General features: G+C 57.8%; 20 protein-coding genes and 1 tRNA gene. 12 read left to right on the forward strand and 9 right to left on the reverse strand.

The window, feature by feature from the left end; translation table 11 throughout:
* Positions 1–95: 95 nt before the first annotated feature.
* From HH213_RS17255 to HH213_RS17265, 3 genes are all read right to left on the reverse strand, one after another.
* Positions 96–347: a hypothetical protein gene (locus HH213_RS17255; protein WP_169113032.1), complete on the reverse strand. Its 252-nt coding sequence runs from the start codon at positions 345–347 to the stop codon at positions 96–98.
* Complete coding sequence (locus tag HH213_RS17260) at positions 347–955, reverse strand: HAD domain-containing protein (protein ID WP_169113033.1); 609 nt, start codon at positions 953–955, stop codon at positions 347–349. Before HH213_RS17260 ends, HH213_RS17255 begins: the two co-directional genes overlap by 1 nt.
* A 672-nt stretch (positions 956–1627) precedes the next feature.
* Complete coding sequence (locus HH213_RS17265; protein ID WP_169113034.1) at positions 1628–2275, reverse strand: hypothetical protein; 648 nt, start codon at positions 2273–2275, stop codon at positions 1628–1630.
* Between the two features lie 323 nt (positions 2276–2598).
* Here HH213_RS17265 and HH213_RS29885 point away from each other — a divergent pair, with 323 nt between their 5' ends.
* Positions 2599–2907, forward strand: a complete 309-nt coding sequence (locus HH213_RS29885; protein ID WP_169115244.1) for a helix-turn-helix domain-containing protein — start codon at positions 2599–2601, stop codon at positions 2905–2907.
* 141 nt (positions 2908–3048) lie between these two features.
* Here the strand turns inward: HH213_RS29885 and HH213_RS17275 are convergent, their stop codons facing one another.
* Complete coding sequence (locus HH213_RS17275) at positions 3049–3372, reverse strand: single stranded DNA-binding domain-containing protein (protein WP_169113035.1); 324 nt, start codon at positions 3370–3372, stop codon at positions 3049–3051.
* Between the two features lie 83 nt (positions 3373–3455).
* The gene (locus HH213_RS17280; protein ID WP_169113036.1) at positions 3456–4478 is read right to left on the reverse strand and encodes a replication-relaxation family protein; all 1023 of its coding nucleotides are present in this window, start codon (positions 4476–4478) and stop codon (positions 3456–3458) included.
* Between the two features lie 1102 nt (positions 4479–5580).
* On the opposite strand from HH213_RS17280, the gene HH213_RS17285 reads away from it, so the two are divergent.
* On the forward strand, positions 5581–6225 hold the full coding sequence (locus tag HH213_RS17285; RefSeq protein ID WP_169113037.1) for a hypothetical protein: 645 nt from the start codon (positions 5581–5583) through the stop codon (positions 6223–6225).
* A gap of 521 nt (positions 6226–6746) precedes the next feature.
* A complete protein-coding gene (locus tag HH213_RS17290) occupies positions 6747–8012 on the forward strand; it encodes a DNA primase family protein (RefSeq protein ID WP_169113038.1) in 1266 nt (421 codons plus the stop codon).
* A gap of 407 nt (positions 8013–8419) precedes the next feature.
* Here HH213_RS17290 and HH213_RS17295 read toward each other — a convergent pair whose 3' ends face one another.
* Positions 8420–8926: a tyrosine-type recombinase/integrase gene (locus tag HH213_RS17295; RefSeq protein WP_169113039.1), complete on the reverse strand. Its 507-nt coding sequence runs from the start codon at positions 8924–8926 to the stop codon at positions 8420–8422.
* 107 nt (positions 8927–9033) lie between these two features.
* On the opposite strand from HH213_RS17295, the gene HH213_RS17300 reads away from it, so the two are divergent.
* The gene (locus HH213_RS17300; protein WP_169113040.1) at positions 9034–9372 is read left to right on the forward strand and encodes a hypothetical protein; all 339 of its coding nucleotides are present in this window, start codon (positions 9034–9036) and stop codon (positions 9370–9372) included.
* A 290-nt stretch (positions 9373–9662) separates the two neighbouring features.
* Here HH213_RS17300 and HH213_RS17305 read toward each other — a convergent pair whose 3' ends face one another.
* Positions 9663–11174, reverse strand: coding sequence for a site-specific integrase (locus HH213_RS17305; protein WP_169113041.1), 1512 nt, complete (start codon positions 11172–11174; stop codon positions 9663–9665).
* Between the two features lie 177 nt (positions 11175–11351).
* Positions 11352–11428 (reverse strand) — tRNA-Pro (locus HH213_RS17310).
* Positions 11429–11680: 252 nt separating this feature from the next.
* On the opposite strand from HH213_RS17310, the gene HH213_RS17315 reads away from it, so the two are divergent.
* The 5 genes from HH213_RS17315 to HH213_RS17335 all read left to right on the forward strand — a co-directional run bounded on the left by HH213_RS17315 (position 11681) and on the right by HH213_RS17335 (position 17758).
* A complete protein-coding gene (locus tag HH213_RS17315; protein WP_169113042.1) occupies positions 11681–14131 on the forward strand; it encodes a methyl-accepting chemotaxis protein in 2451 nt (816 codons plus the stop codon).
* A gap of 1 nt (position 14132) precedes the next feature.
* Positions 14133–15605 carry a chemotaxis protein CheW gene (locus HH213_RS17320; RefSeq protein WP_169113043.1) on the forward strand — a complete coding sequence of 491 codons (1473 nt, stop codon included), beginning with the start codon at positions 14133–14135 and terminating at the stop codon, positions 15603–15605.
* A 37-nt stretch (positions 15606–15642) separates the two neighbouring features.
* A complete protein-coding gene (locus tag HH213_RS17325) occupies positions 15643–16221 on the forward strand; it encodes a hypothetical protein (protein ID WP_229263042.1) in 579 nt (192 codons plus the stop codon).
* Positions 16222–16267: 46 nt separating this feature from the next.
* On the forward strand, positions 16268–16624 hold the full coding sequence (locus HH213_RS17330) for a winged helix-turn-helix domain-containing protein (RefSeq protein WP_110847124.1): 357 nt from the start codon (positions 16268–16270) through the stop codon (positions 16622–16624).
* Positions 16625–16705: 81 nt separating this feature from the next.
* Complete coding sequence (locus HH213_RS17335) at positions 16706–17758, forward strand: DMT family transporter (protein ID WP_169113044.1); 1053 nt, start codon at positions 16706–16708, stop codon at positions 17756–17758.
* A 6-nt stretch (positions 17759–17764) separates the two neighbouring features.
* Here the strand turns inward: HH213_RS17335 and HH213_RS17340 are convergent, their stop codons facing one another.
* Positions 17765–18529 carry a FadR/GntR family transcriptional regulator gene (locus HH213_RS17340; protein ID WP_169113045.1) on the reverse strand — a complete coding sequence of 255 codons (765 nt, stop codon included), beginning with the start codon at positions 18527–18529 and terminating at the stop codon, positions 17765–17767.
* A gap of 188 nt (positions 18530–18717) precedes the next feature.
* Here HH213_RS17340 and HH213_RS17345 point away from each other — a divergent pair, with 188 nt between their 5' ends.
* Genes HH213_RS17345 through HH213_RS17355 form a run of 3 tightly spaced genes read left to right on the forward strand, consistent with a single transcriptional unit; the run spans position 18718 to position 22582 of the window.
* Positions 18718–19407, forward strand: coding sequence for a gluconate 2-dehydrogenase subunit 3 family protein (locus tag HH213_RS17345; RefSeq protein ID WP_110847121.1), 690 nt, complete (start codon positions 18718–18720; stop codon positions 19405–19407).
* Positions 19408–19416: 9 nt separating this feature from the next.
* Positions 19417–21195, forward strand: a complete 1779-nt coding sequence (locus tag HH213_RS17350; protein ID WP_110847120.1) for a GMC family oxidoreductase — start codon at positions 19417–19419, stop codon at positions 21193–21195.
* Between the two features lie 7 nt (positions 21196–21202).
* Entirely contained in the window at positions 21203–22582 is a 1380-nt protein-coding gene (locus HH213_RS17355) for a cytochrome c (protein ID WP_169113046.1), read from the forward strand.
* Positions 22583–22584 lie beyond the last annotated feature (2 nt).

Here is a 22584-nt window from a genome sequence, read left to right on the forward strand (position 1 = left end):
TGCCTCGGAAATTCCAGAGTGAACCTGATTGCAAGTGGGACATTTGAAACTACCTAAATTTTTCATTTAATTCCTGCTCCGACACAGCTCAGCATTTAGCGTACATCTCCCTGGCGCAGTTCGACGAGCTTCGCCATCGGCAAGACCCGTTTAATTTCAGCAATGGCGTCTTGGGCGGCGGCTCCCAGTGACGCTGCCTCTCGACTAAACATTAGAGCCACATGTCCGCGTTTGCCCAAACCCACGGTCGCATCCGTTGGGCCTGCCTGTCCCAGAATTTCAACGATTTCATCGACACCCTCCACGCAGCGCGCTGTAGAAAATACTAGAGTGAATTCGTGCTCCATTATTTCCGGCCAAGTCCTGCACTAAGAACTCTCCGTGCGGCCTTCAACTGCGGAAACAGAAATCCGGCAGATGCGTTGCAAAACACAGTGCACTGTTCAAGATGTGAACCTACTAGCGATTGTCCGCTCAGCACATCATCAATAATCACGTATGGCGCCGGTGCCATCTGCCGCGAACCCTTCCACGCATATGCATCAAGCCAGGCATCTATTTCAACGAGGCGATACGAGTCGTCGTCGCGCGGGGTGCACCAGTGTTCATGAAGGTTCCCGGCCACGAATGCCATGCCGGTAGCTTCGAACGTTGCGAACAACTGCTCCCGCGTAAGGTGTAACGTCCACGACGAACTGATTACAAACCATGGCCGAAATTCTTCGTTCAGCAGACGTAGATTTTCAACAGCATGACTATAAAAAATCTGCTGCCAAACCTCGACGGCATTGACAGTCTCGTCACCGGCTAGCGCGAGCAGTACCTGCGTTGTGTTCAGCGTGCGATGAACACACAGGACATCGTCGATATCGAGGAATATCACGGGTCGTTGGTCAGGAAGTGGAATCATGCTTGGATGCGCTTCTTTTAAATTTTCAAACTCGAATGTCGCCATCGCATTTTACCTACCTTTGATTCTTCTAATCCGCAATGGCGGCATTCTTATCGGACGAGCCTCGCCTGTGAAAGGCTCTAGCTCGCTAAATTTTCGTGTACGCGGTTCGCTCGCAGAAGCCTCGTCCGGTGTGAATTCGAACCCAAGCGAATGAAGGTAAAGTTCAAACGAGTCGTCACCACGCCATGCCATCTCAAGAATTTCCGATGCCTTCGCCGGGTTGATGAACATGAGGCGCCGCACTAGCCAGCACAGCAAAGCGTATCCGAATAGGCGGTCCACAAATTGATTCATAACCGGCGGCCGTCGTCTATGATGGCAATTCCCAATTAAGCTTCTCGGCAGTACGTCGAATTGTCCAGCACATCTCGGCATCGGTTCCCCAGCCCGACTTCAGCAACTGATTCAGCAGCTGCTTTAGGATTTCACCCTCCGAAAAGCACGCGTATTTACCGCTTCGGTTTCGCATGCATTTGGCCGCAAGTTGTTCCGCGAGGTCTTCACATATTTCGAAACGCGCAGCAACTTCATCGCTATCCTGCTGCGAAATGTACTCCCCGGACGCCCCGTCTCGTATGACTGCGAGTTTGGGCTGAGCGCCTGAAATCGAAGCCGTGTTCGCACTTCGTGGAAAGTCTGAGGGTACTTCCGAGGAGTTGGTCAGCGAGCTCATCAAGGACGTCCCGAGCAGAAGTCCGCGTATGCCTTTGCAGATGCTAAAAGGCCGCCGCGTTGCAGGATATGGGCCTTGGCTTTTGCACTGGCAAGAAACCATGGTTGTATTGAGGTCGGGATGTCGTCGACGAAGATGAAATCTGGGCCACCAGCCGTGGCAGAGTATGTCAGTACTTCAGTTGCGGCCGACCCCGAATTTCCAATCCTCGAATCACAGATTTTGAGCAGGAATTGGAGAAGGGCGAACAGGTCTTCTGGGATATCCAGCCCTCTTATCGGCGCAGTCATTCGTAGTACCGGGCCGTCGACCACTAGACGATTTGCCGTTGCGCTGCACACGAAATTCGCAACGCAAAGTGGTTCTGCGTTCGCCGCTACTGCGCCAGTATCGGCGAATGTAAATCGGATTTCAGCTTCTGTGAACATGCCTGCTTCATAACCGAGCTCCTGGGCGAATTCTGCCAACCCACGTGACAGCATGGCAAAGCCAGATTCCTGCCATGGCATATACCCGGCTATTTCCCTGACTTCAGGAAAATAAGGTCCATGTAGCGTGGCGCTCAGGCCAGTATCGGCACGGTTAATAGTCAGTCCGAACTGACCGTTAGCGTCGTCGACACGGTATTTGATTTCTGCATGCAGCATTGATGCTCCTCAACTATGCAAATTTCGGCCTAACACTGAGATAGGGAGAGGGCAGAGCTCCGCCACGGCACTCTGGAGGAGCGCTGTTGTCAGACCGGGATACATGTAGGGATTGTAAACAGAAACCGATGTGCTGTAAACGGATTGGACTTAAACGGATTGGACTTAAAAGTATCTGGTGTGCGAGCGATGGATGCTGCACCCTCACGCGCATGAGCGAAAAGGAAATTAAAAATAGACTACGTTTGGCCTGTGCTCAGCACGTTAAAGAGGCACGGCTTAAGCTAAATCTGTCCCAGATTGAATTTGCTAAATTGGTCGGAATGGACCGCTCTTACTACGCTAGAGTTGAAGCCGGACGAACGAACACATCTCTGGACACCCTCGATAAAATTAGAGGGTTGCTGTTCATCACAGTTCCTCGGTTCCCGACTTTAGTCGAAGAAGTTGGACGCAGGATTTCGGTCGCGCGGGAAGGGCGGTTTTCACAGGAAGCCTTGTCTGAGGCAGCGGGCTTGGGCCTTTTTTATGTTGGACGTGTTGAGCGTGGAGTCACTAATCCCGGCTTAGACCAAATCGAAGCAATAGGCACGGCTCTCGGCATATCCTCTCTAGACCTCTTAGCCCTATAGTCGCCACCAAATTGTTCCTTTGCTGACTAGGCTCTCGCTTACAGGCGAACGGTATGTCCCTGGCGGTTTGCATTTTTTGTGAGCGCCAAGAATTGCAAGGTCCAACGGAAAATGCCATCCTCATTGAGGATGGCAGCGTAATTAATTTGTTGCTACAGCTTTCTCAGCTTCTGACTCAGCTTGTTTCGCAATCTTCGCAGCTTCGAATGCGATGATGAGCAAAGTGCCTGTGGGTTTGCCATCACGCGAAGTGTAAAAGTCGGCTTTCAATTTTCCTGTGACCTTCACAAAATCTCCCTTGAGGAGCTTCGGGTCTTCGTCTTTCATGATTCGGACGGTGTACCAGGTGGGGGCATCATCTTTGCCACGCTGACTCTCACACATCCGAAACTCGTAATAGCCTTTGCCACTAATCTTGCCGACCTTACGTTCCGGTGCGGTCGCTACGTTTCCAAATGCCTGCATGTTATGTCCTTTTTCTAGAAAGAGGAGTTGGCAAAATTGCGCTCCTAAAACGTATAGCAACAATTTGTAGTGGCCTCATTCCATCATAAATTTGAGCGTGGGGCGGACCAGAGGCCCAAGCTCAGAGGACGGCGATACGGTAAGTGGTTACCCTCAAACCATTGAAGATGAGTAGACTTATTGGGTATGTTTGACTTAAAAGCAGGAAGGCCAATGGGAAGCATCTGAAGCACAGCGTGACCCATACAGAAGTCCGCCTGCCCGGTTGGCGTGTCGCCTGCTCGATATACCTCAAAAACGTCGTCACCGATGTGCACTAATCTGATGTTGTTGGCGCTTTCGGTCAATATATTGTCCCGCGTCGCGCACGCTAAATCCATTAGTCTAGTGCGCATCCGCTTCAGGTAACCTGGGGCCGAAAAATGAAGTGAGATACGTTTCAAAGAGGCCTGCTCTAACGGGATTCCGTGTGCGCTAGCGATGACACTGAGTTCCTTTCCCATTTTGTGGAGAAGTCCGACTAGCCTTGCCATCCTAGATGAACCGCGCTCACTTGTATCGACTTCAATCCAGGTAAGCCCATCATCTTCGGTCGCTATCGCGTCGGGCAAAAGTGTCACTTTCTTGCTTCTCAATTTCAGGTCTGATTCGCTGCCTCGCTTTGGCGATGGCGTGACTTGGAGAACGCCTCGGTTCTGATGTTTTGTGACGCTTCCTTTGCCAGCGCTGAGCATCCGCATGATTTCGCTTTCAGTGAATGCTTGAACCCCCCTTGCCTCAAAACTGAGTGTGACGAAATTTATCCATAACGTGTGCGTCGGATTTGTGAGTGTCGTGGCCCTGCCTACTGATGACGTCGCTTGAAGTCCCGTTGACCTGAGATATGCAGCACCGGCGCTTGTCAACGCATAGAATGTTTGATGATGCTCACTTAAAAACTTTCTAATCGCGCCGCGTTTCAGAAGCAATTTAACCGAGCGCCGTGCCGCTTTTTGTGCCGCAGTGTAAGGACGGTCGGCGAAACAGTTTGCCGCGACATCTAACGTTCTGACGATACGAAAACGTTCGAAGCATCTCAAGGTCTCGATGGCAATCCGCTCTTCCATGCTCCTCGGTTTATCAGTGGAGGAGGGGGCGCCGCCGCTTGGTTCGCTATTTCGCTTGCGCGATGGTGGACGTATTTTCGGCCTAGTCCGGCGTGATGGCGCAGCAGTATCAGCAACGGTATCGACCGATGTGCCGCAGTCTGTGGGTGGTTGAGTGCCAACGTTCGCAGACGTGGGTACTAGCGGACTGCGCGTGGCAGTGGTCATCAAATGTGAGCGCGTCGGGAAATGTTCTATCGGCGTAGTGTTCGTATTCAAGGATGGCTGCTTCATCAGGCCTTTCATCGCAAAAAGTATTCGAGGGCGGGCGAACCGCCGGGTTCCCTCCGCGCGATTCGTATGTTCCGTCGTATAGCAACTCTGCTCCCAAGCCTAAGTGACCCAAGGGGGACAGGCGCGGCATCTAGTTCGTGCCCCCAATGCCTCGATGTACGGCGTGATGCGGGCAGGGGGCAAATGTACTTTCCCCTTATCCCACCTCGCTCGCTTGTGCGAGCGCCATCTCTGTTCTCGTCGCTGCGTGACCCGGAGCGATTGTGCTTCCAGTCCGGCTTCGCCGGGGCGCAACCCCGCCGACGACCCCTAATGTTCTTGCAATGCCACAGTTCTCCGTGGGTACGTCGGCACGCAGCCGTGACCCAACATGCGTACCATCTTGGCTTCCCCAAATTGCAAGAGCAAACGTGTTTCCGTTGCAATTCGTGGCCCCGCGCCAATTGCCTCGCACAGGTGCTCGAGCGAATCCAACGCATCATGGCATCCGCGTCGGCGGGGTTGCGCCCCGCCTCAGCCGTCCCCAACCGCGAGCAACTCACTCCTCTTTAACCCGACCCTGTGGACAGCCGCGACTCATGCACGCGGCGAACCTGCACACTATGCACACTCCTGAACGTCGTGCAGCGCCTCCTGCTACAGCCTTCGGGGGCCAATGTCTGGCGCCATCAGGCAGGACCTTTATGTGCTTCGCATGCGTGCTACGCGAGGGTGAGGGCGCCATCCATTGATACGCAGGCACTTCCTCTCCGAACCTAGATGTGGCATGCCGCAAGATTAGCCGCCCGGCAGTTGCTATACATATCTTTAAACTTCGATGGAGAACAAAATGCAAGTACGAAGACGCGGCAACTGGATTCACCTTTTGAAATCGAGCTATCACCGTTACGACGAGCTCAGTAAGATTGGTGGCCGTTCAACGCTGAGCCTCGTTCACAAATTTCCCGCAAGCGCTACTGAAGTTCCGCAAAATATCAAGGACGCTCTCACGGCTGAAGAACTTGAGCGGGTCATGAACGTCGCAATTATCCCCGCGCGAGAAGAGCAAAAAAGGCGTATCGCTCTGGAAGCACAGGCACGTGAAGCCAGCAAGCGTCACGAAATTGACCCTAATTGGCGACTAGCGCGTGCTATTGAAGTTATGGGAGATGTGTCTGATTCGATTCAGCCTCTGAGCCCGGAACTCGATTTCGACCGGCTGGCAGAAATCATAAATTGCTGCGTCAATGCAGGGATTCGGGCAGGTTCTCTTTGCGGAGAGTCCGTCAATTCAGTCAGCAAATTGCTTGGCGTGTTGGCGAAAGCTACCTCTGAGATTGCGCATTACGTTTCTGGTACTGCGTTTCCCGGCACGGAACGAGGCAGCGCAAAGGAAGGCCCGATGCACGTGGCCTGGACCCAAACAAAGAGCGCGCACGGAGCACTGTTGGTCGCGTTGCAGAAAAAGCGCTACGCGCAGAAGCGGAACCGCTAACAGTAGGTTGTACCCACTTCAGTTTGGATTTTGGTTCCTTTGGGCGCGTGGCGCCCTTCTTATCAGCTGACGTTAGTAGCGTCTCTGCCATAATTTCAATTCGTCTGCCAGGTTGATGCGACATGTCAAAAGCTGAACCTTACTGTCGGGCTGCTATGGCGCGCACGCAGCGAAGTTTTCTCTGACAGTGTCTCTTTATGGCAGCTTTTCGCTCCTACTGCATTCTGTTGTTTTTTTGTGGCGTTTAAATGCCGGGTTCTAGGCTATGTGTCACTCGTGATGCTGCGTGCCATGTTGGCTCACGCTGCAACCCTAAAAATAATTTCAATGGATAAGCTTTTAGACGTAGATGAATTGGCACACCTGCTAGGCCGCAATGCTGGAACGATTAAAAAAGACCTGAAGAGAAACCCGTTCGCTGTTCCACCCCGGGTGCACCTACCAGGTACTCGCTTGCTCCGTTGGAGGCCTCGAGATGTCGAGCAGTGGCTCGAGGAGCATATCGTTGAAGGAGGACAGCGATGAGCTTCGACCCGCATGCGTTTGCTGAACACCTGGCGTCGTTACAGAGGTTCAAGCAAGATGACAATTTATTGTATGAGTGGACCGGAACCCACTGGAATGTACTGGGTGACGAGGCTGCCGAGCGGAATGCCTATCATTGGCTGGTCGCTAATCAGCGTGAGTATGCAACGACTAGAAACGCGGCAAGCGCGGTGGGGTCGGCGAAGCATTGGGTGGACGCTCTTGGGCCTATAGCCGATGAGATGGTCGTGCCGTGCATGAACGGTTACGTCAAAATATGTGATGGTGTTCCAAGCCTGTCGGATGCTGACCCTGCCATGGGACTTCGACATGTTCTCTCATGTGCATTTGACACAGCGGAGCAATCCTCGCCATGTTTTTCCCGGTTTATTCAGCAAGTCTTACCGGACGCTGAAGTGCGAGCTCGTGTTCAGGAATATGTCGGCTACACGCTGACATCTGATACCCGGTATCAACGAGCCCAACTGTGGTTAGGAAGTGGAGCTAACGGGAAGGGTGTGCTCGCCAACATAGTGCAGGCCTTGCATGGACGTGCGGAAGCGGTGCGTCTCGACGAGTTAGATGGTTTCGGGCTATCTGCACTGGTTGGCGCTAGCCTAATTTATTCTGATGAAGTGCCTCAAGGCGCTATCCAAGAGCAGGTCCTGAAATCCGCAATCGCGGGTGAGCGAATATACATCGACAGAAAATACAAAGAGCCAGTAAGTGCGCGTCTTCGTGGTAAGTGGCTGGTGCTAGGCAACCATTTGCCTTTGATACGTGACCACTCGACAGGATTCTGGCGCAGATGGGATGTGGTGCCTTTCAATATCACAATCAGCGAAGAAAACCGTGACCCGATTCTTGCGGAGAGAATTATCGAAAACGAACTAGGGGGAGTTTTAACTTGGGCTCTCGAGGGGTTGATAAGGCTTCAAAAACGCGGGGGATTCTCCGCGAATGTTCCGGCCGCGATGGCGGAATTAATTCAGGAAGTTAAGGCGGAGTCCAACGCCGTGCTTGCGTGGTGCGAAGATTGCTCGATTCAAAAAAGAGTCGGATTGCAGACTCGAAAAAGCGAGGTGTACTCGCATTTCCGGGGGTGGTGTGAGCGGAATGGGCGCCGAGCAGACGGTGATGCGGCTTTTTGGAAGAAGCTCAAAGCCATTTTGAACTTGGAGGTGGATAACCAGAGGGGGAGGGTCGAAAGAGGCGGTGCGCCAGTGAGAGTTTGCCCCATAGACCTTTCTGGTAGTGTCTAGGCTAGGTAGGGGCAGTAACGTATGAAAACGCCTTCGGGCGTTTTTTTATTGAGTGGTGAATACGATGTCGCGGCGGGTCGAGCAGACAAGCTAGAACCTGGCACAGAAATCTCCAATGAATTATTCGCATTTCCCGCTGTGTCGGGTGTGTCAGGCAAACCACCGAAAAAACTATGAGCCATCTGTTTTACCCTCTTTGGTTTTTCAAAATGACTCGACACACCTGACACACTTTTGGTCTTCCGTTAAAAAAGAATGATATCCCCGTGTCAAGGGCTTGTGAGCCCACCCGACACACCCTGACACGCTCGACACAATATTTGCCGAGCAGGGCATGTCGAAGCCGGACGAGTGAATGTGCGCCCGCCCATCCCGCATTCGTTGTCCTTCAGTGACCTTCGTTTTAACTAGGGACACGGCATCGATGTTGGCGTCGAATTGACCACCTCTGCCACATTGAAGCCTACACCAGCTTTGTCGCGACGGTGCCCGCGATGAGTTGTCACCTTGTCTTCGTAGGCGAGCGCTTCGTCTAACATCTGTGCCATGTATGTAGTGAAGAGGTGGGAATAGCGCAGTAGCATTCGAACGTCGCAGTGCCCGCTCAATTTTTGGAAGTCGATGATTGCGAGTTTGGAGGTCTCTGCCACGCGAGTTATCGTTTCATGGCGGAGTTCAGGGAAATTCAGGGCTTCCACTCCCGCACGCTTCGCGATGCTCCACCAACCTTTGCGCAATGCCTCTTCTGAGCAGTTGAACACCGTGTCAGCTGTTTTCGGTAATTCCTTAAATATTTCAACTAATCTCGTCCGCAACGAGAGGGAGAGTGGGCGACCGGTTTTTGTCTCTACCAGGAACGCGAAATGCTCGTCGACGTCGACGTCCGTCCAATTCAGCGCCGGGGCGTCACTCATGCGGGCGGCGGTTATTTTCTAAAATTGAAGAAATTTTCGAAATTGGGATAATCCGCGTTCCTACACTTTTAACTGGAATGTCCCAGTGCATTAGATGGAATTTAGAAATGAAAGAAAGTTCAAATTACTCGGAGAGATTTCTCGAGATTGTCTCGACCGCACCTACTTATGAACCCGGTACCGCAGAAGCGCTGCTAGTTCAGATTGTTTCGGACTATGCCTATGACGAGGATTTGGCATACGAGGACGCTGCCCTTACGCTGTCACGGCTTCCCCGATATGACGGTGGGTTCGGGGTCAATATTTGGGTGGAGGACGACGGCGCAAAGACGACGGAGTTCACTGCCTCCGACGATTGCACATGGATGGATTTAGAAAGTGTTGTGGAGGCGGTAGCCAAGGGCGTCGAAGCCTGGTTCGATGATGACTGGGTTCGTAAGCGATAAGGGCGAACAGTATCCTTACGCCGTTCACACGGCGTTTAAAGGAAAAATAAAATCGGAAAAAATAGACGAGAGAGTGAGGAAGCGAGGTAAGGAAAGTAAGCGGGGGAATTTATCAAAAAATCCCCCGCAATCCCCGATACATACTCAACCATAATTTTTCGTAGCCCCAAGCCTGAATTGACTTGACTGGTGTGGCTTACCAAACCCGCATCCCGGTACAGGCTGGAATGGCCGAACAGCACCTTCGGGCATCACCTCAGTAAATCGAGCTTCAATGGAGAGCCGCTCAGCTATCTTGTGCGGCGCAATGGGATGACATTTGACGGACGCGCTTCCGCATCTGCCTTAGTGATGCGGGCGACCTCCGCGAGTTTTAGGCGTTTTCGGCCGCGATGTTTGGAAGATGATTCCGCTGCGCTGAATGCCTCGTCCAGTTTGTGCGCCATATGTTTGGTGCACAGGTGAGCATAGCGTAGAAGCATCCGTACATCCCGGTGCCCACTAAATTTTTGCAAATCAATTAGTGAGAACTTCGCGGTCTCTGCCACTTGACTGATACCTTCATGGCGCAGGTCGTGAACGTGTAGGTCACTAATCCCTGCTCTTGCCACAATGCGGTCCCAAGCCTTCCTCATGTTTGATTGGGATATTGCGAAAACCTTTTCGGTCCCATCTTCCTGAAGAGCTTTTAGAAGGTCGACCAAATCCATTCGCAATGGTAGCGAGCGAGAATGTCCGTTTTTGGTTTCTGCCAAAAACGCTGAACGGCCATCATAGTCGACATCGGTCCAATTCAATTGCAATGCTTCGCCCAGCCTTGCGGCAGTCATGACTTGGAAATTGACGAACGTCTCGAATAGTGGGACGTGTGTATATTCTTCCTTTGCCTGAGCTCTGGCGCTTTGGAGTGCAGATTTTAAATAGTTCTTTTGCTGATAAACGGTAGGTAGCTGCTTTGCCACTTTGCGGTCTTCGGTAACTAATTCTTCCACACGCAACTGCATTGACCTCTGCGCATCCTCTTCGACAGCCGATGTGATGAGGCGTTCGAGTTCATCTCCCTTTAGGCGACGCTCCCGCTCATTGTTGTAGGTAGGGCGGCGAACAGCGTCCATGGGATTGTCGGTAAGGTGATACTTCCAAATATTAATCGCCACAGAGAATACCGAACGCATCGCGTCAAGCTCCCTATCGACCGTCGCAGGTTTCACGTTGGTCAGACGCTCTTCCTTGTAGCGCTCGATATCTTCGGTCGTGATTGTTGCAAAGGGCTTACGCATCCATTCGATTGCTTTGGTTGGTACGCGCATTTGGACAGCCGGACGCTTCGTCGGCTTGCCTGTTGTAGTCTCACTGGATTTCGCTGCGGCCTTACCATCGGACGCGCGGACGTCTTCTAACCATCCTTGGTATTTGTACTTGCCAGATTTATCCCAACCTTTTGTTTTCGGGCCTTCCTCTGCCATGTAGCGGACCACAAGGTGTTCAAAGGTCACGTTATGGCCTTTGGCATAGTCGGTAAAGATGCTGCTTCTCCGCTCTGCCTCGATACGTGCCATGGCATTTGCAGCCTCTTCCTCAGAGGGGAACGTCTTCTGAAATAGAGGGTAACCCGTTTGCCGAATGCGGACCAAAAAAGCGTCGTTTTTCCGGTCACGCTTAGCTTTGAGACCTAGGTCCTTCTCAATTCTTCGCTTATATGCCTCCGCCTCATTTAGTTTATCAAATGGGAATTCGGAGTACAGGTCTGGGCGATTCTTGACGTGAACAAAGTGACGGGAGCGATTGGAGATGGTGGCCATAAACGTGTTTTTCCTGAAGTTGAAAAAGACGTTTAGCAACCTCGACCTAGCCATTCTACCGGCAAAATTGCCGAGCGGCAAATGCTGATGTCTGGTACAGATTTGGCACAGATTTGCGTATGGCACAGAATTTGGAGAGCCGTCCCCGCAGAAAACCTATATAAAATCAAGGATTTCTGGTCGGGGCGAGAGGATTCGAACCTCCGGTCTCTACGTCCCGAACGTAGCGCTTTACCGGACTAAGCTACGCCCCGACTGTGATGTTAATTACACCAGATTTCCCTTTCCTTATCAACTGTGGCGCGCTCGCCTACGGGGTCCCACATCGGCAGATTTTTCTTGCTGCTCGGCAATCCAAGTGCTACAGTCAAATCCTCTCCGCCGCTGGTCCCAGTGCCCGTCCTCCGGCCTAGTCGAGCGCCGCTACGCGCCCTCGCCCCGGTTCACCATCCGTCGCTGCGCCTCTCGATGCGCGCCGCTACCGGGGCCCAGACCAGGAAACCAACATGACCGATCTCTCCACCGCCGTGGCGCCCGCGCTTGCCATGCAGCGCGCCGTCACCGTGTTCGACGCCATCAACCGCACCCAGGGCGTGGTCGAATACGATCCCGACGGCCGCGTGCTGGACGCCAACCAGAACTTCCTCGACCTGATGGGTTACACGCGCGACCAGATTACCGGCCGCGACCATCGCATCTTCTGCTGCCAGCAGTTCATCGGCTCGGAAGCCTATGGCGACCTGTGGCGCAAGCTGGCGCTGGGCGAGTCGGATACCGGCGAATACAAGCGTCTCACCAGCGGTGGCAACATGGTCTGGCTGCAAGGCTCGTACAACCCGGTCTTCGATGACGACGGCAAGGTTGTCAAGGTGGTCCAGCTGGCGCGCGATATCACGGTGCGCAAGACCCGCGCCGCCGACCACGACGGCAAGATGGCGGCGATCCACCGCGTGCATGCGGTGACCGAGTTCAGTACCAGCGGCGCGGTGCTGTCGGTGAACGATAACTTCACCACCATTTTCGGCTACTCGGCGGAGGAGGTATTGGGCAAGCCGCACCGCTTGTTCTGCGACCGCGACGAGGCGCAGTCGCCCGAGTACGCGGAGTTCTGGCAGCAGCTGGCCGCCGGCGGTTTCCAGGTCGGCAAATTCCGCCGCGTCACCAAGGATGGCCGCCGCATCTGGATCAGCGGCTCCTACAGTGCCGTGCTGGGACCCGACGGCGATCCGGTCAAGATTGTCGAGTACGCATCGGACATCACCACCGTTATCCACGGCAACCTGGAGTTCGAGGGCAAGGTGGCGGCGCTGGACCGGGTGCAGGCGGTGGTGGAGTTCGATCTGGACGGCCGCGTGCTGCGCGCCAACCAGAACTTCCTCGACGCCTTCGGTTATGCGGCCGACGAGCTGCTGGGCGGTAGCCACGCCATGCTGTGTGAAGCGGCGTTCAGCCAGTCGACCGAGTACCACGGTTTCTGGCGCCACCTGGCCAGCGGCGGTTATCACGCCGGCGAGTTCAAGCGACTCACGCGCGATGGCCGCACGATCTGGGTGCAGGCTTCGTACAACCCGATCTTTGACGACGAGGGCAAGCCGGTCAAGGTGGTCAAGTTTGCCACCGATATCACCGAGGCCAAGACCCGCGCCGCCGACTCCGCCGGTCGCAACGCGGCGGTGGACCGGGCGCAGGCGGTGATCGAATTCGATCTGCAAGGCCGGGTGCTGACCGCCAATGAAAACTTCCTGGCCGTGATCGGCTACGAACTGGACGAGATCAAGGGCCAGCACCACCGCATGTTCTGCGATGCGGAGTTTGCCCATTCGCCGGAGTACATGACGTTCTGGGACCGGCTCGGCCGCGGCGAGTTCCATGCCGGCGAATTCCTCCGCCGTACCAAGCAGGGCAAGGATATCTGGATCCTGGCCTCGTACAATCCGATCTTCGACGCCGACGGCAAGCCGTACAAGGTGGTCAAGTTCGCCACCGATGTGACCGAGCAGAAGCGCCTGCATGCCGACATCAAGAGCAAGCTGGACGCCATTGGCCGCTCGCAGGCGGTGATTGAATTCGATCTGCGCGGCGAGGTGATTTCTGCCAACGAGAATTTCCTGCGCACGCTGGGCTACACGGTGGATGACGTGCTGGGCCAGCACCACAGCATGTTCTGCGAGCCGGAGCTGGTGCAGAGCAGCGAGTACCGCCACTTCTGGGCCAATCTGGCGCAGGGGCTGTACCAGTCGGGCCGCTTCCGCCGCCGCGCGCGCCATGGCGCCGAGGTGTGGATACTGGCGACCTACAATCCCATCCTGGACTTCAATGGCAAGCCGTACAAGGTGGTCAAGTTCGCCATGGACATCACCGAGCAGGTGCTGCGCGAACAGGCCATTACCCAGAAGGTGCAGGCGATTGCGCAACTGCTGGCGGGGCTGACCAATTCCATCAACGAGATTGCGCGCGGTTCCGAGCGCTCCAGCGGCCTGGCCGGCCAGACGCAGAGCGAGGCGCACGAGGGCGGCCAGCTGGTCGATTCGGCGCGTGCCGCCAACCAGGCGATTCAGACTTCCTCCGGCGAAGTGCACGAGATTGTCGACGCCATCGGCGACATCGCCGCGCAGACGCATCTGCTGGCGTTCAACGCGGCGATTGAGGCGGCGCGCGCGGGTGAGCATGGCAAGGGCTTTTCGGTGGTGGCTAATGAGGTGCGCAAGCTGGCCGAGAAGTCGGCCGGCGCGGCGCGCGAGATTTCCAAGCTGATCAACCAGACCGTGAGCCGGGTGGACGAGGGCACGCGCTTGTCGGGCGAGGTGGAGGCGGCGTTTGCGCGCATCGTCAAGTCGGTGGCGACCACGCGCGAGTCGATCGCCAGCATTCACGAGTCGACTGCCGCGCAGGCCGCCGCCACCAGCGACGTGGCCGGGCTGTTGCAGGATCTCGAACGCATGACGGCCAAGGCCTGATATGGCTACCCACGCCAATGGCGCGCTGGCGCCGCATGTGGTGGTGCAGATAGGGGCGGCGCGCATCGGCATTCCAGCCGATAGTGTGGTGCGCGCGCTGTCCGCGCCGGAGCAGTACACGCCGTTGCCACGCCGTCAGGGCGCTTTGCTCGGCATGCTGGCGGTGGATGGCTTGCCGGTGCCGGTGATCGATCTGGCTTGCTGGGTGGCGCTGGCTGGTGCCGATGCTGGAGGCTTGGGCGGACGGCCGCGTGTGGTGTTGCTGCGTGCCGGTGAGCGCATGGCGGCTTTGCAGGTCAATGTGCTGGAGCCGATGGCGGCGTTGCCGGCTGGCGCGGTCATGCGCTTGTGCCATGACGATGATCCGCAGCAGCTGTTCCACAGTGCTGCCGTGCTGCCGGACAGCGGCGAGTTGCTGGCCTTGCTGGAAGTCGACCAGTTGTTCGATCTGGCGCATAGCTGGTGTGTGGCGGCTGATGTCGATACTTCGCCGGTGGCGGCGCAACAGGACAGCGCTGTCGATGATATGCACACCTGGGCGCTGGTGGAGGCGGGCGGTGAGTGCTTGGCGCTGCGGGCCGATGATGTGGCCGAAGTCACGGCGATGCCCGAACTTGAGGCGTTTCCCGGCGGTAGCGGCGTGGCGCTTTGCCAGTGGCGCGGCGGCCATCTGGCCGTGCTGCCGTTGGCGCGGTTGCTGGGCAGTGGCGCCTCGTCGCCGGCGCCGTTGTTGGCGGTGCTGCGGCGCGGTGAGCATGCGCTGGGCCTGCCGATTCAGTCGGTGCGCGAGTTGCGTCAGTTGCCGGGTGGCTTGCAAGGCGTGCGCAGCGATGCGCCGGGACGTTTGCCGTGTGTGACCGTGACCGGCGACGATGGCGCGCCGTTGCGGCTGGTCGATACGGAGGCGCTGTTTGCCATGCATCCAGAGGCTGCGCTGAATCTGGCGACGCCGGCGGCATCCGGCAGCATCGCGCGTCGCAATGAGCAGACTTATGTGGTGCTGGATGCGGGCGGCAAGCTGGCGTTGCCGATCGATGCCTGTGAGGAGGTTTTGCACGTGGAGCAGGAGGAGTGCGTGCCGTCACCGGATGGCGTGGAGGCGACGGTGAATTGGCGCGGCGCCACCATCGCGGTGCGCGATTTGCGCAAGGCAAGCGCAACGGCCGGAGGCATGGCGAACGCCGCAGCGGCGACCGTCGGTACGGTGCCGGCGACGGCCACAGGGCTGACGACGACGGCCACCGCTACGACGACGCGGCGCGGCAAGGTGGCGCTGGTGGTGGTACGTACGGACGCGGCGCCGGTGGCGCTGGCGGTGGATCAGGTGGTCTCGATGATCACGCCGGGTGGCGCCGAGCTGACGCGTATGCAGCGCGGCGGCGAAGCGGTCGAGCTGCTGATCCTGAATGAGGAAAGCGGTAGCAGCACCTACCGCATCGCCGACGCCGCCGCGCTGGTGCAGCGCCGGGCCTGATAGATGGAGGTCGCTTGCATGACAGAATTTAGGTAACATGCTACGTCTCCGCATTCGTTACCGCTCCATGAAGCAGCCCGGCACCTCCCCACAACTCAATCTCGGCATGATCGCCGCCACCGTGCTGCTGCACGGCGCCGTCATGTCGGCCAACGAACTGCTGTTTCGCAACACCGAGTTCATGCAGGGCATTGGCTGGATCTATATCCCGGCCGGCACCCGCTTGCTGTGCACCTTGCTGTTCGGCTGGGCTGGCGCGGTAGGGCTGGTGATCGCGGGCTGGATCGCTTGCTTCTGGTACTACTTCCCCGGAGACGCGCTGCGCTCGACCACCGGCGCCATGGGACCGTATCTGGTGTATCTCGCCGCCCGCCATCAATTCGGCTGGCGCTCCTCGCTGACCAATCTGACGCCGCGCCGGTTGCTGTGGTGTGCGCTCGGCTGCTCGATCGCCAGCCCGCTGCTGCATCATCTGTGGTTCGCCCTGCATGGTGACAGCAACCTGTTGCCTGGCTTGTTCGTGATGTTCGTTGGTGACCTGATGGGCACGCTGATCGTGCTGTACACCGCCAAGTGGCTGTTGTCGCAGATGCCGGGCGCAGCAACCGTGCGCTAAGCGCGTGTGCTAGAATTTATAACAATAACCTGTTTTCCTTCCCACCATGTCCAGCCCCAAACGTCCGGCCGATATTTATTTGCGCTTCCTGCAGTTGACGGAAGCCTTGCGCGGATTGCCATCGCTGCCGGCGCTCGATCCGCTGGAGGAGCGCATCCTGGCCATCGTGGCGCGCGCCATGCAGGACGAGGAACGCCTGTCCGTGCGCGACATGATGGCCAAGAAGGAGTTGGGTGCGCCGGCCACGCTGCACAGCCGCCTGACGTCAATGCGCGAGAAGGGCTGGATCATGCTGAGCGATACCGAAGACACCCGCCGCAAGCAGATCGAGCTGACCCAGGCCGCCTTGCTGCACTTCGATAAATTGTCGAAGTGCCTGCTGCAAGCGGCCAAGCAGAATTAACCTCACCGAAATCGTACTTAAAATTGCTCTGGAACTCAGCGTAATTTAGATTTAATAGCTTCTACACAGAACGGCGATTCTATGCACACAGGAGTGATCTACGCCATGCTGGCGGCCTTGTTGTTTGGCGCCAGCACGCCTTTCGCCAAGCTGTTGGTGGGGCAGATGTCGCCATTTGCGCTTGCTGGGTTGCTGTATCTGGGCAGCGGCGTCGGACTGCTGGTTTGCTACGTGGCGCGCGCGGCGTTGCAGCGTCATGCGCAGGAGCGGCCGGCGACGTTGAGCCGTAGCGACTTGCCGTGGTATGCCGGCGCCGTGCTGGCGGGCGGTGTGGCGGGCCCCGTGCTGCTGATGCTGGGATTGGAGAGCGTCTCGGCATCGTCGGCATCGCTGTTGCTCAACATGGAGGGCGTGCTGACGGCGATGCTGGCCTGGTTTGTCTTCAAGGAGAATTTCGACCGCCGCATTTTTATCGGCATGCTGCTGATCGTCGCCGCCGGCGTGCTGCTGTCGTGGGATCACGCGGCGTCGCAGGGCGGGCTGTGGGGCATGGTCGCGGTGATCGGCGCCTGCCTGTGCTGGGGCATCGATAACAATCTGACGCGCAAGGTGTCGGCCAGCGATCCTTTGCAGATTGCCTGCATCAAGGGGCTGGTGGCGGGTTCGCTGAATCTGGCGATTGGCCTGGCGATGGGCAGTCGGCTACCGGCATCAACTACTGTCCTGCTGACCGGCGTGGTGGGATTCGCCGGTTACGGTTTGAGCCTGGTGCTGTATGTGCTAGCGCTGCGTCACCTGGGCACGGCACGCACCGGCGCCTATTTTTCGATGGCGCCGTTTGCCGGTGCGGCATTGTCGCTGCTGATGCTGGGCGATGCGCCGGATGCGCTGTTCTGGATTGCCGCTGCGCTGATGGGCGGCGGCATCTGGCTGCACCTGACCGAGTCGCACGCGCATGAGCATGAGCATTTGCCGATGGCGCACGCGCATCTGCACCGCCACGATGAGCACCATCAACACAGCCATGACTTTGAATGGGATGGGGCCGAGCCGCATGCGCATCCGCACCAGCATGCGCCGCTACGGCATAGTCACGCGCATTATCCGGACATCCATCACCGCCATGAGCATTAGACGCGCCTAGACGATCTGCCGCGCCAGCGCGCCGCCGTCGCCTTGCCAGAATTCGCGGTCGGCCTGGCGCACGCGGTTGGCGGCTTGCTGCATGTGTTCGATGGCGGCGGCGCGCGCGTTTTCCGGTGAGCCGTCCGTAATCGCCGCCAGGATCTGGCGATGTTCCTGCAATACCTGCGCCGCCAGCTCGGCCCGTCGCGCTTCATTAGCGCGGGTGACTTGTACCGCCGAGCGGATCGGCGTGGCAAACATTTCCACCAGCCTGGCCCAGGCGCTATTGCCGGTCGCCTGGGCGATCAGCAGGTGGAAGTGAAAATCTTCTGCTACGCCGTCCTGGCCATTGGCCACGGCGGTTTCAATCCGCAGCAGCGCGCGTTCCAGTTCCAGCAACTGCGCCGGCGTGCGGCGCAATGCCGCCAGTGCTGCGGTTTCTCCTTCCAGTCCTTGCCGCACTTCGATCACATTCAACAGCGATTCGATGGAGGCGGCCGTCAGTGCATCGGCCGCTGGCGCCGGCAGTCGGCTGACAAACGCGCCGCTGCCTTTGCGGGTGTCGAGCACGCCTTCCTGTTTCAGCAGGGCGATGGCTTCGCGCACGATGTTGCGGCTGACCTGGAAATGGGTCGCCATGGCCTGTTCCGACGGCAGCCGCGTGCCGACCGCCAGCCCATCGTCCTGAATTTTCTTGCGCAACGCGACCGCGACGCGCTGGCCCAGGGTGCCGGCGGTAAATGCCGATTCAGCTAAAGCGGGGGACTGCGGTTTATCCATGATTATCAGCGTAGGGTGGGTCAAATGCGCCGCTATTGTAGCGACCGCACAGTCACAAAGCACGCCGGCCAGCAGAATGCTTATCGATTCATTAATTCATAAATGAACCAAAAAACTGAAATGCGCGTATTATTCTGCCTCATTAAGAACAACTTAGAACAGATTTAATACAATCTGAAAGGCTAATCATGAAAGTCATTGGCATCTCTCCCCATCGGCGCAACTTCCTGCGCAAGGCGGTTTCGGCGGCTCCGGCGGTGGCGTTGCTGGCCGGCGCAGGCGTGGGCGTGGCCGCTAGCGTGGGACCGGCGGAGGCGTATCGTCCGAGCTATTTCAACGAGTCGGAATGGACCACCCTGAAGGCGCTGGTCGAGCGCCTGATCCCGCCCAACGCCGATGGGCCGAGCGCGCTGGAAGCCGGCGTCCACGAGTTCATCGATCTGCAAATGAACACGCCGTATGCGTACGGCAAGCTGTGGTTCATGCAGGCGCCGTTTGTGCCGTCCAGCCCGGAGTTCGGCTACCAGTTCCACATGGCGCCGCGCGATTTGTACCGCAGCGCTCTGGCCGGGCTGAACCAGGCCACGCAGCACAAGCTGGGCAAAGTCTTCAGCGCACTGGATGCGGCCCAGCAAGACGCCATCATCGGCGAACTGGAGAAGGGCACGCTCGCCATCGGCGAGGTGCCGCCGGCGACTTTCTTCGGCCAGCTGCTGCAAAACACCCGCGAAGGGTATTTCAGCGACCCTGTCCACGGCGGCAACAAGGACATGGCGGCCTGGAAGATGATCAATTTCCCCGGCGCGCGCGGCGACTACATGGATTGGGTCGAGCAGTACGGCAAGCACTACCCGCTGCCGCCTGCCTCGATCGCTTAAGGAATCACAATGGCAGATATCACACTGAAAAAAGTCGAAGTGGTTATCGTCGGCTTCGGCTGGACCGGCGCCATCATGGCCAAGGAATTGACCGAGGCCGGCATGGAAGTGCTGGCGCTGGAACGCGGCGAATACCGCGACACCTATCCGGACGGCGCCTATCCGAAGACGCTGGATGAGCTGACGTATATCCAGCGCAGCAAGCTGTTCCAGGATATGTCGAAGAGCTCGTTCACTTTCCGTCATGCGGTGAGCGGCGTGGCTGTGCCGTATCGCCAGATCGGCGCCTTCAAGCCGGGCACCGGCGTTGGCGGCGCGGGCCTGCACTGGTCGGGCCAGCACTGGCGGGTGCTGCCGGAAGAGCTGCAACTGAAAACGCACTACGAAAAACGCTACGGCAAGAAATTTATCCCGGAAGGCATGACCATCCAGGACTTCGGCGTCAGCTATGAAGAGCTGGAACCGCATTTCGACTTCGTCGAGAAGGTGTTCGGCACCTCGGGGGTGGCCTACAAGGTCAAGGGCGAAGTGGTCGGCGCCGGTAATTTCTTCGAGCCGAGCCGTTCGGACCACTACGCGCTGCCGCCGCAAAAAGTGCCGTACACCGCGCACCTGTTCCAGAAGGCGGCGGCGGAAGTCGGCCTGCATCCGTTCGTGGCGCCGTCGTCGAATGCATCCGGCCCGTACACCAATCCATATGGCTGCCAGATGGGTCCATGTAATTTCTGCGGTTATTGCTCCGGCTTCGCCTGCTACAACTATTCCAAGGCTTCGCCGCAGGTCAACATCATGCCGGCGCTGCGCCAGGTCAGCAATTTTGAACTGCGTCCCAACTGCAATGTGCTGCGGATTAATCTGGATGGCAGCGGCAAGAAAGCCACCGGCGTTACCTACGTCAATGCGGACGGCAAGACCGTCGAGCAACCGGCCGATCTGGTGATCGCCAGTACCTTCGCCTACAACAACGCGCATTTGTTCCTGGTGTCCGGCGTCGGCAAGCCGTATGACCCGGTCAGCGGCGAGGGTGTGGTTGGCCGCAACATCGCCTACCAGACCATGTCGACCGTGCAGATGTTCTTCGATCCGGACAAGAACACCAATCCCTTCATCGGCTCAGGCGGCAACGGTGTGGCGGTGGATGACTATAACGGCGACAATTTCGACCACGGTCCGCTGGGCTTCGTTGGCGGTTCGCCGGCCTGGTGTAATCCGGCCGGCGTCAAGCCGATTGCCGGCATCCCGGTGCCGAACGGCACGCCGGCCTGGGGAGCTGGCTGGAAAAAGGCGGTCAAGGATAACTACGCCAATACGGTGTCGTTCGACGTCCACGGCGCCAACATGGTCTACCGCGACTGTTATGTCGATCTAGATCCGACCTACACCGACCAGTTTGGCCAGAAGCTGCTGCGCTTCACCTTCGACTGGAAGGACAACGACATCAAGATGAGCCGCTATGTCACCGACAAGATGCTGGCCGTGGCCAAGGCGATGGATCCGAAATCGATCCACGTCTCGGTGAAAAACTTTGGCGACCATCTGGACCTGCGCAACTACCAGACCACGCACTGGGCCGGCGGCACGGCGATGGGCACCGATCCCAGGACCAGCGTGCTGAATCGCTATCTGCAAAGCTGGGATGTGCACAACGTGTTTGCGGTGGGATCGAGCGTGTTCCCGGTTGGTATCGGCTACAACCCGACCGGCCTGGCGGCGGCGCTGACTTACTGGTCCGCCAAGGCGATCCGTGAGCAGTACCTCAAAGATCCTCGTCCACTTGTTGCCGCGTGAGCCATCCATGACTAAACATATTTCCATAAGCAAGGGCATCGCGGCCGTGTTGCTGGCGCTGGTTGGCGCAAGCAGCTGGGCCGCCGATCAGCAGTTGATCAAGCATGGCGAATACCTGGCGCGCGCCGGGGATTGCTTCGCCTGCCACAGCGTAAGTGGCGGCAAACCATTCGCTGGCGGCCTGGGCATGGCGACGCCGATCGGCAAGGTCTATTCGTCCAACATCACGCCTGACAAAAAGGCCGGCATCGGCGGCTGGAGTTTCGCCGACTTCGACAAGCTGATGCGCACCGGCGTGAGCAAGGCCGGCTACACGGTGTATCCGGCCATGCCGTATCCATCGTATTCGCGCCTGAGCGAAGCCGATATGAAAGCTTTATACGCCTACTTCATGCAAGGCGTGCAGGCCGACCCGACGCCGAACCGCAAATCCGACATCGCCTGGCCGCTGTCGATGCGCTTCCCGCTGACGATCTGGCGCTGGATGTTTGCGCCGAAGCCGGCGCCGTATCAGGCGCCGGCCAGCACGGTGGTCAATGCCCAGTTGTTGCGCGGCGCGTATCTGGTCGAAGGATTGGGCCATTGCGGCGCATGCCATACGGCGCGCGGCGTCGGCATGCAGGAGAAAGCGTTGACCAGCCTGGATAGCACTGAGTATTTGGCGGGCGGACAGGTCATCGATGGCTGGGCGGTACCGTCGCTGCGCAACGAGCATGGTGGCGGTCTGGCGGCGTGGAGCCAGGCTGACATCGTAGCGTTCCTGAAGAGCGGCCGCAACGGCCACACCGCGTCGTTCGGCGCGATGAACGATGTGGTGGCGCATTCGACGCAGTATCTGACCGAGGCGGACCTGACCAGCATCGCCGGTTACCTGAAGTCGCTGCCGGCGCGGAATGACGCCAAGCCGTTTGTCAGCGATCCGTCGGTGGCGCAGGCGCTGTACAACGGCAAGCCGGCTACCGCTGGCGCACTGACTTACCTGAACAAGTGCGCGGGTTGCCACCGTTCGGACGGCCAAGGCTACGCCAAGGCGTTTCCGGCGCTGGCGGGCAATGCGGTGTTGCAGACTGCTGATGCCACGTCGGCCATCAGCATCATCCTGTCCGGTGGCGCGGTGCCGGCCACGCATACGGCGCCGTCTTCGTTGACGATGGCGCCATATGCCAAGGAATTGAACGACGAGCAGGTCGCCGAGGTGGTGAATTTCATCCAGACCAGTTGGGGTAACAAGGGCGGCACCACCACGGCCAAGCAGGTGGCCAAGGTGCGCAAGACAGCGGTGCCAGTCCAGCCGCTGACCGCTGCCGCCTATGCCGCTGGCCGCAGTGGTACGCTGCTACGGCCGATCGTGGAGGCAGGCCCGATCGACAAGCGCGATACCAAGTAGCG

The sequence above is a fragment of the Duganella dendranthematis genome (assembly GCF_012849375.1).
Taxonomy (GTDB): Bacteria; Pseudomonadota; Gammaproteobacteria; order Burkholderiales; family Burkholderiaceae_D; genus Rugamonas; species Rugamonas dendranthematis.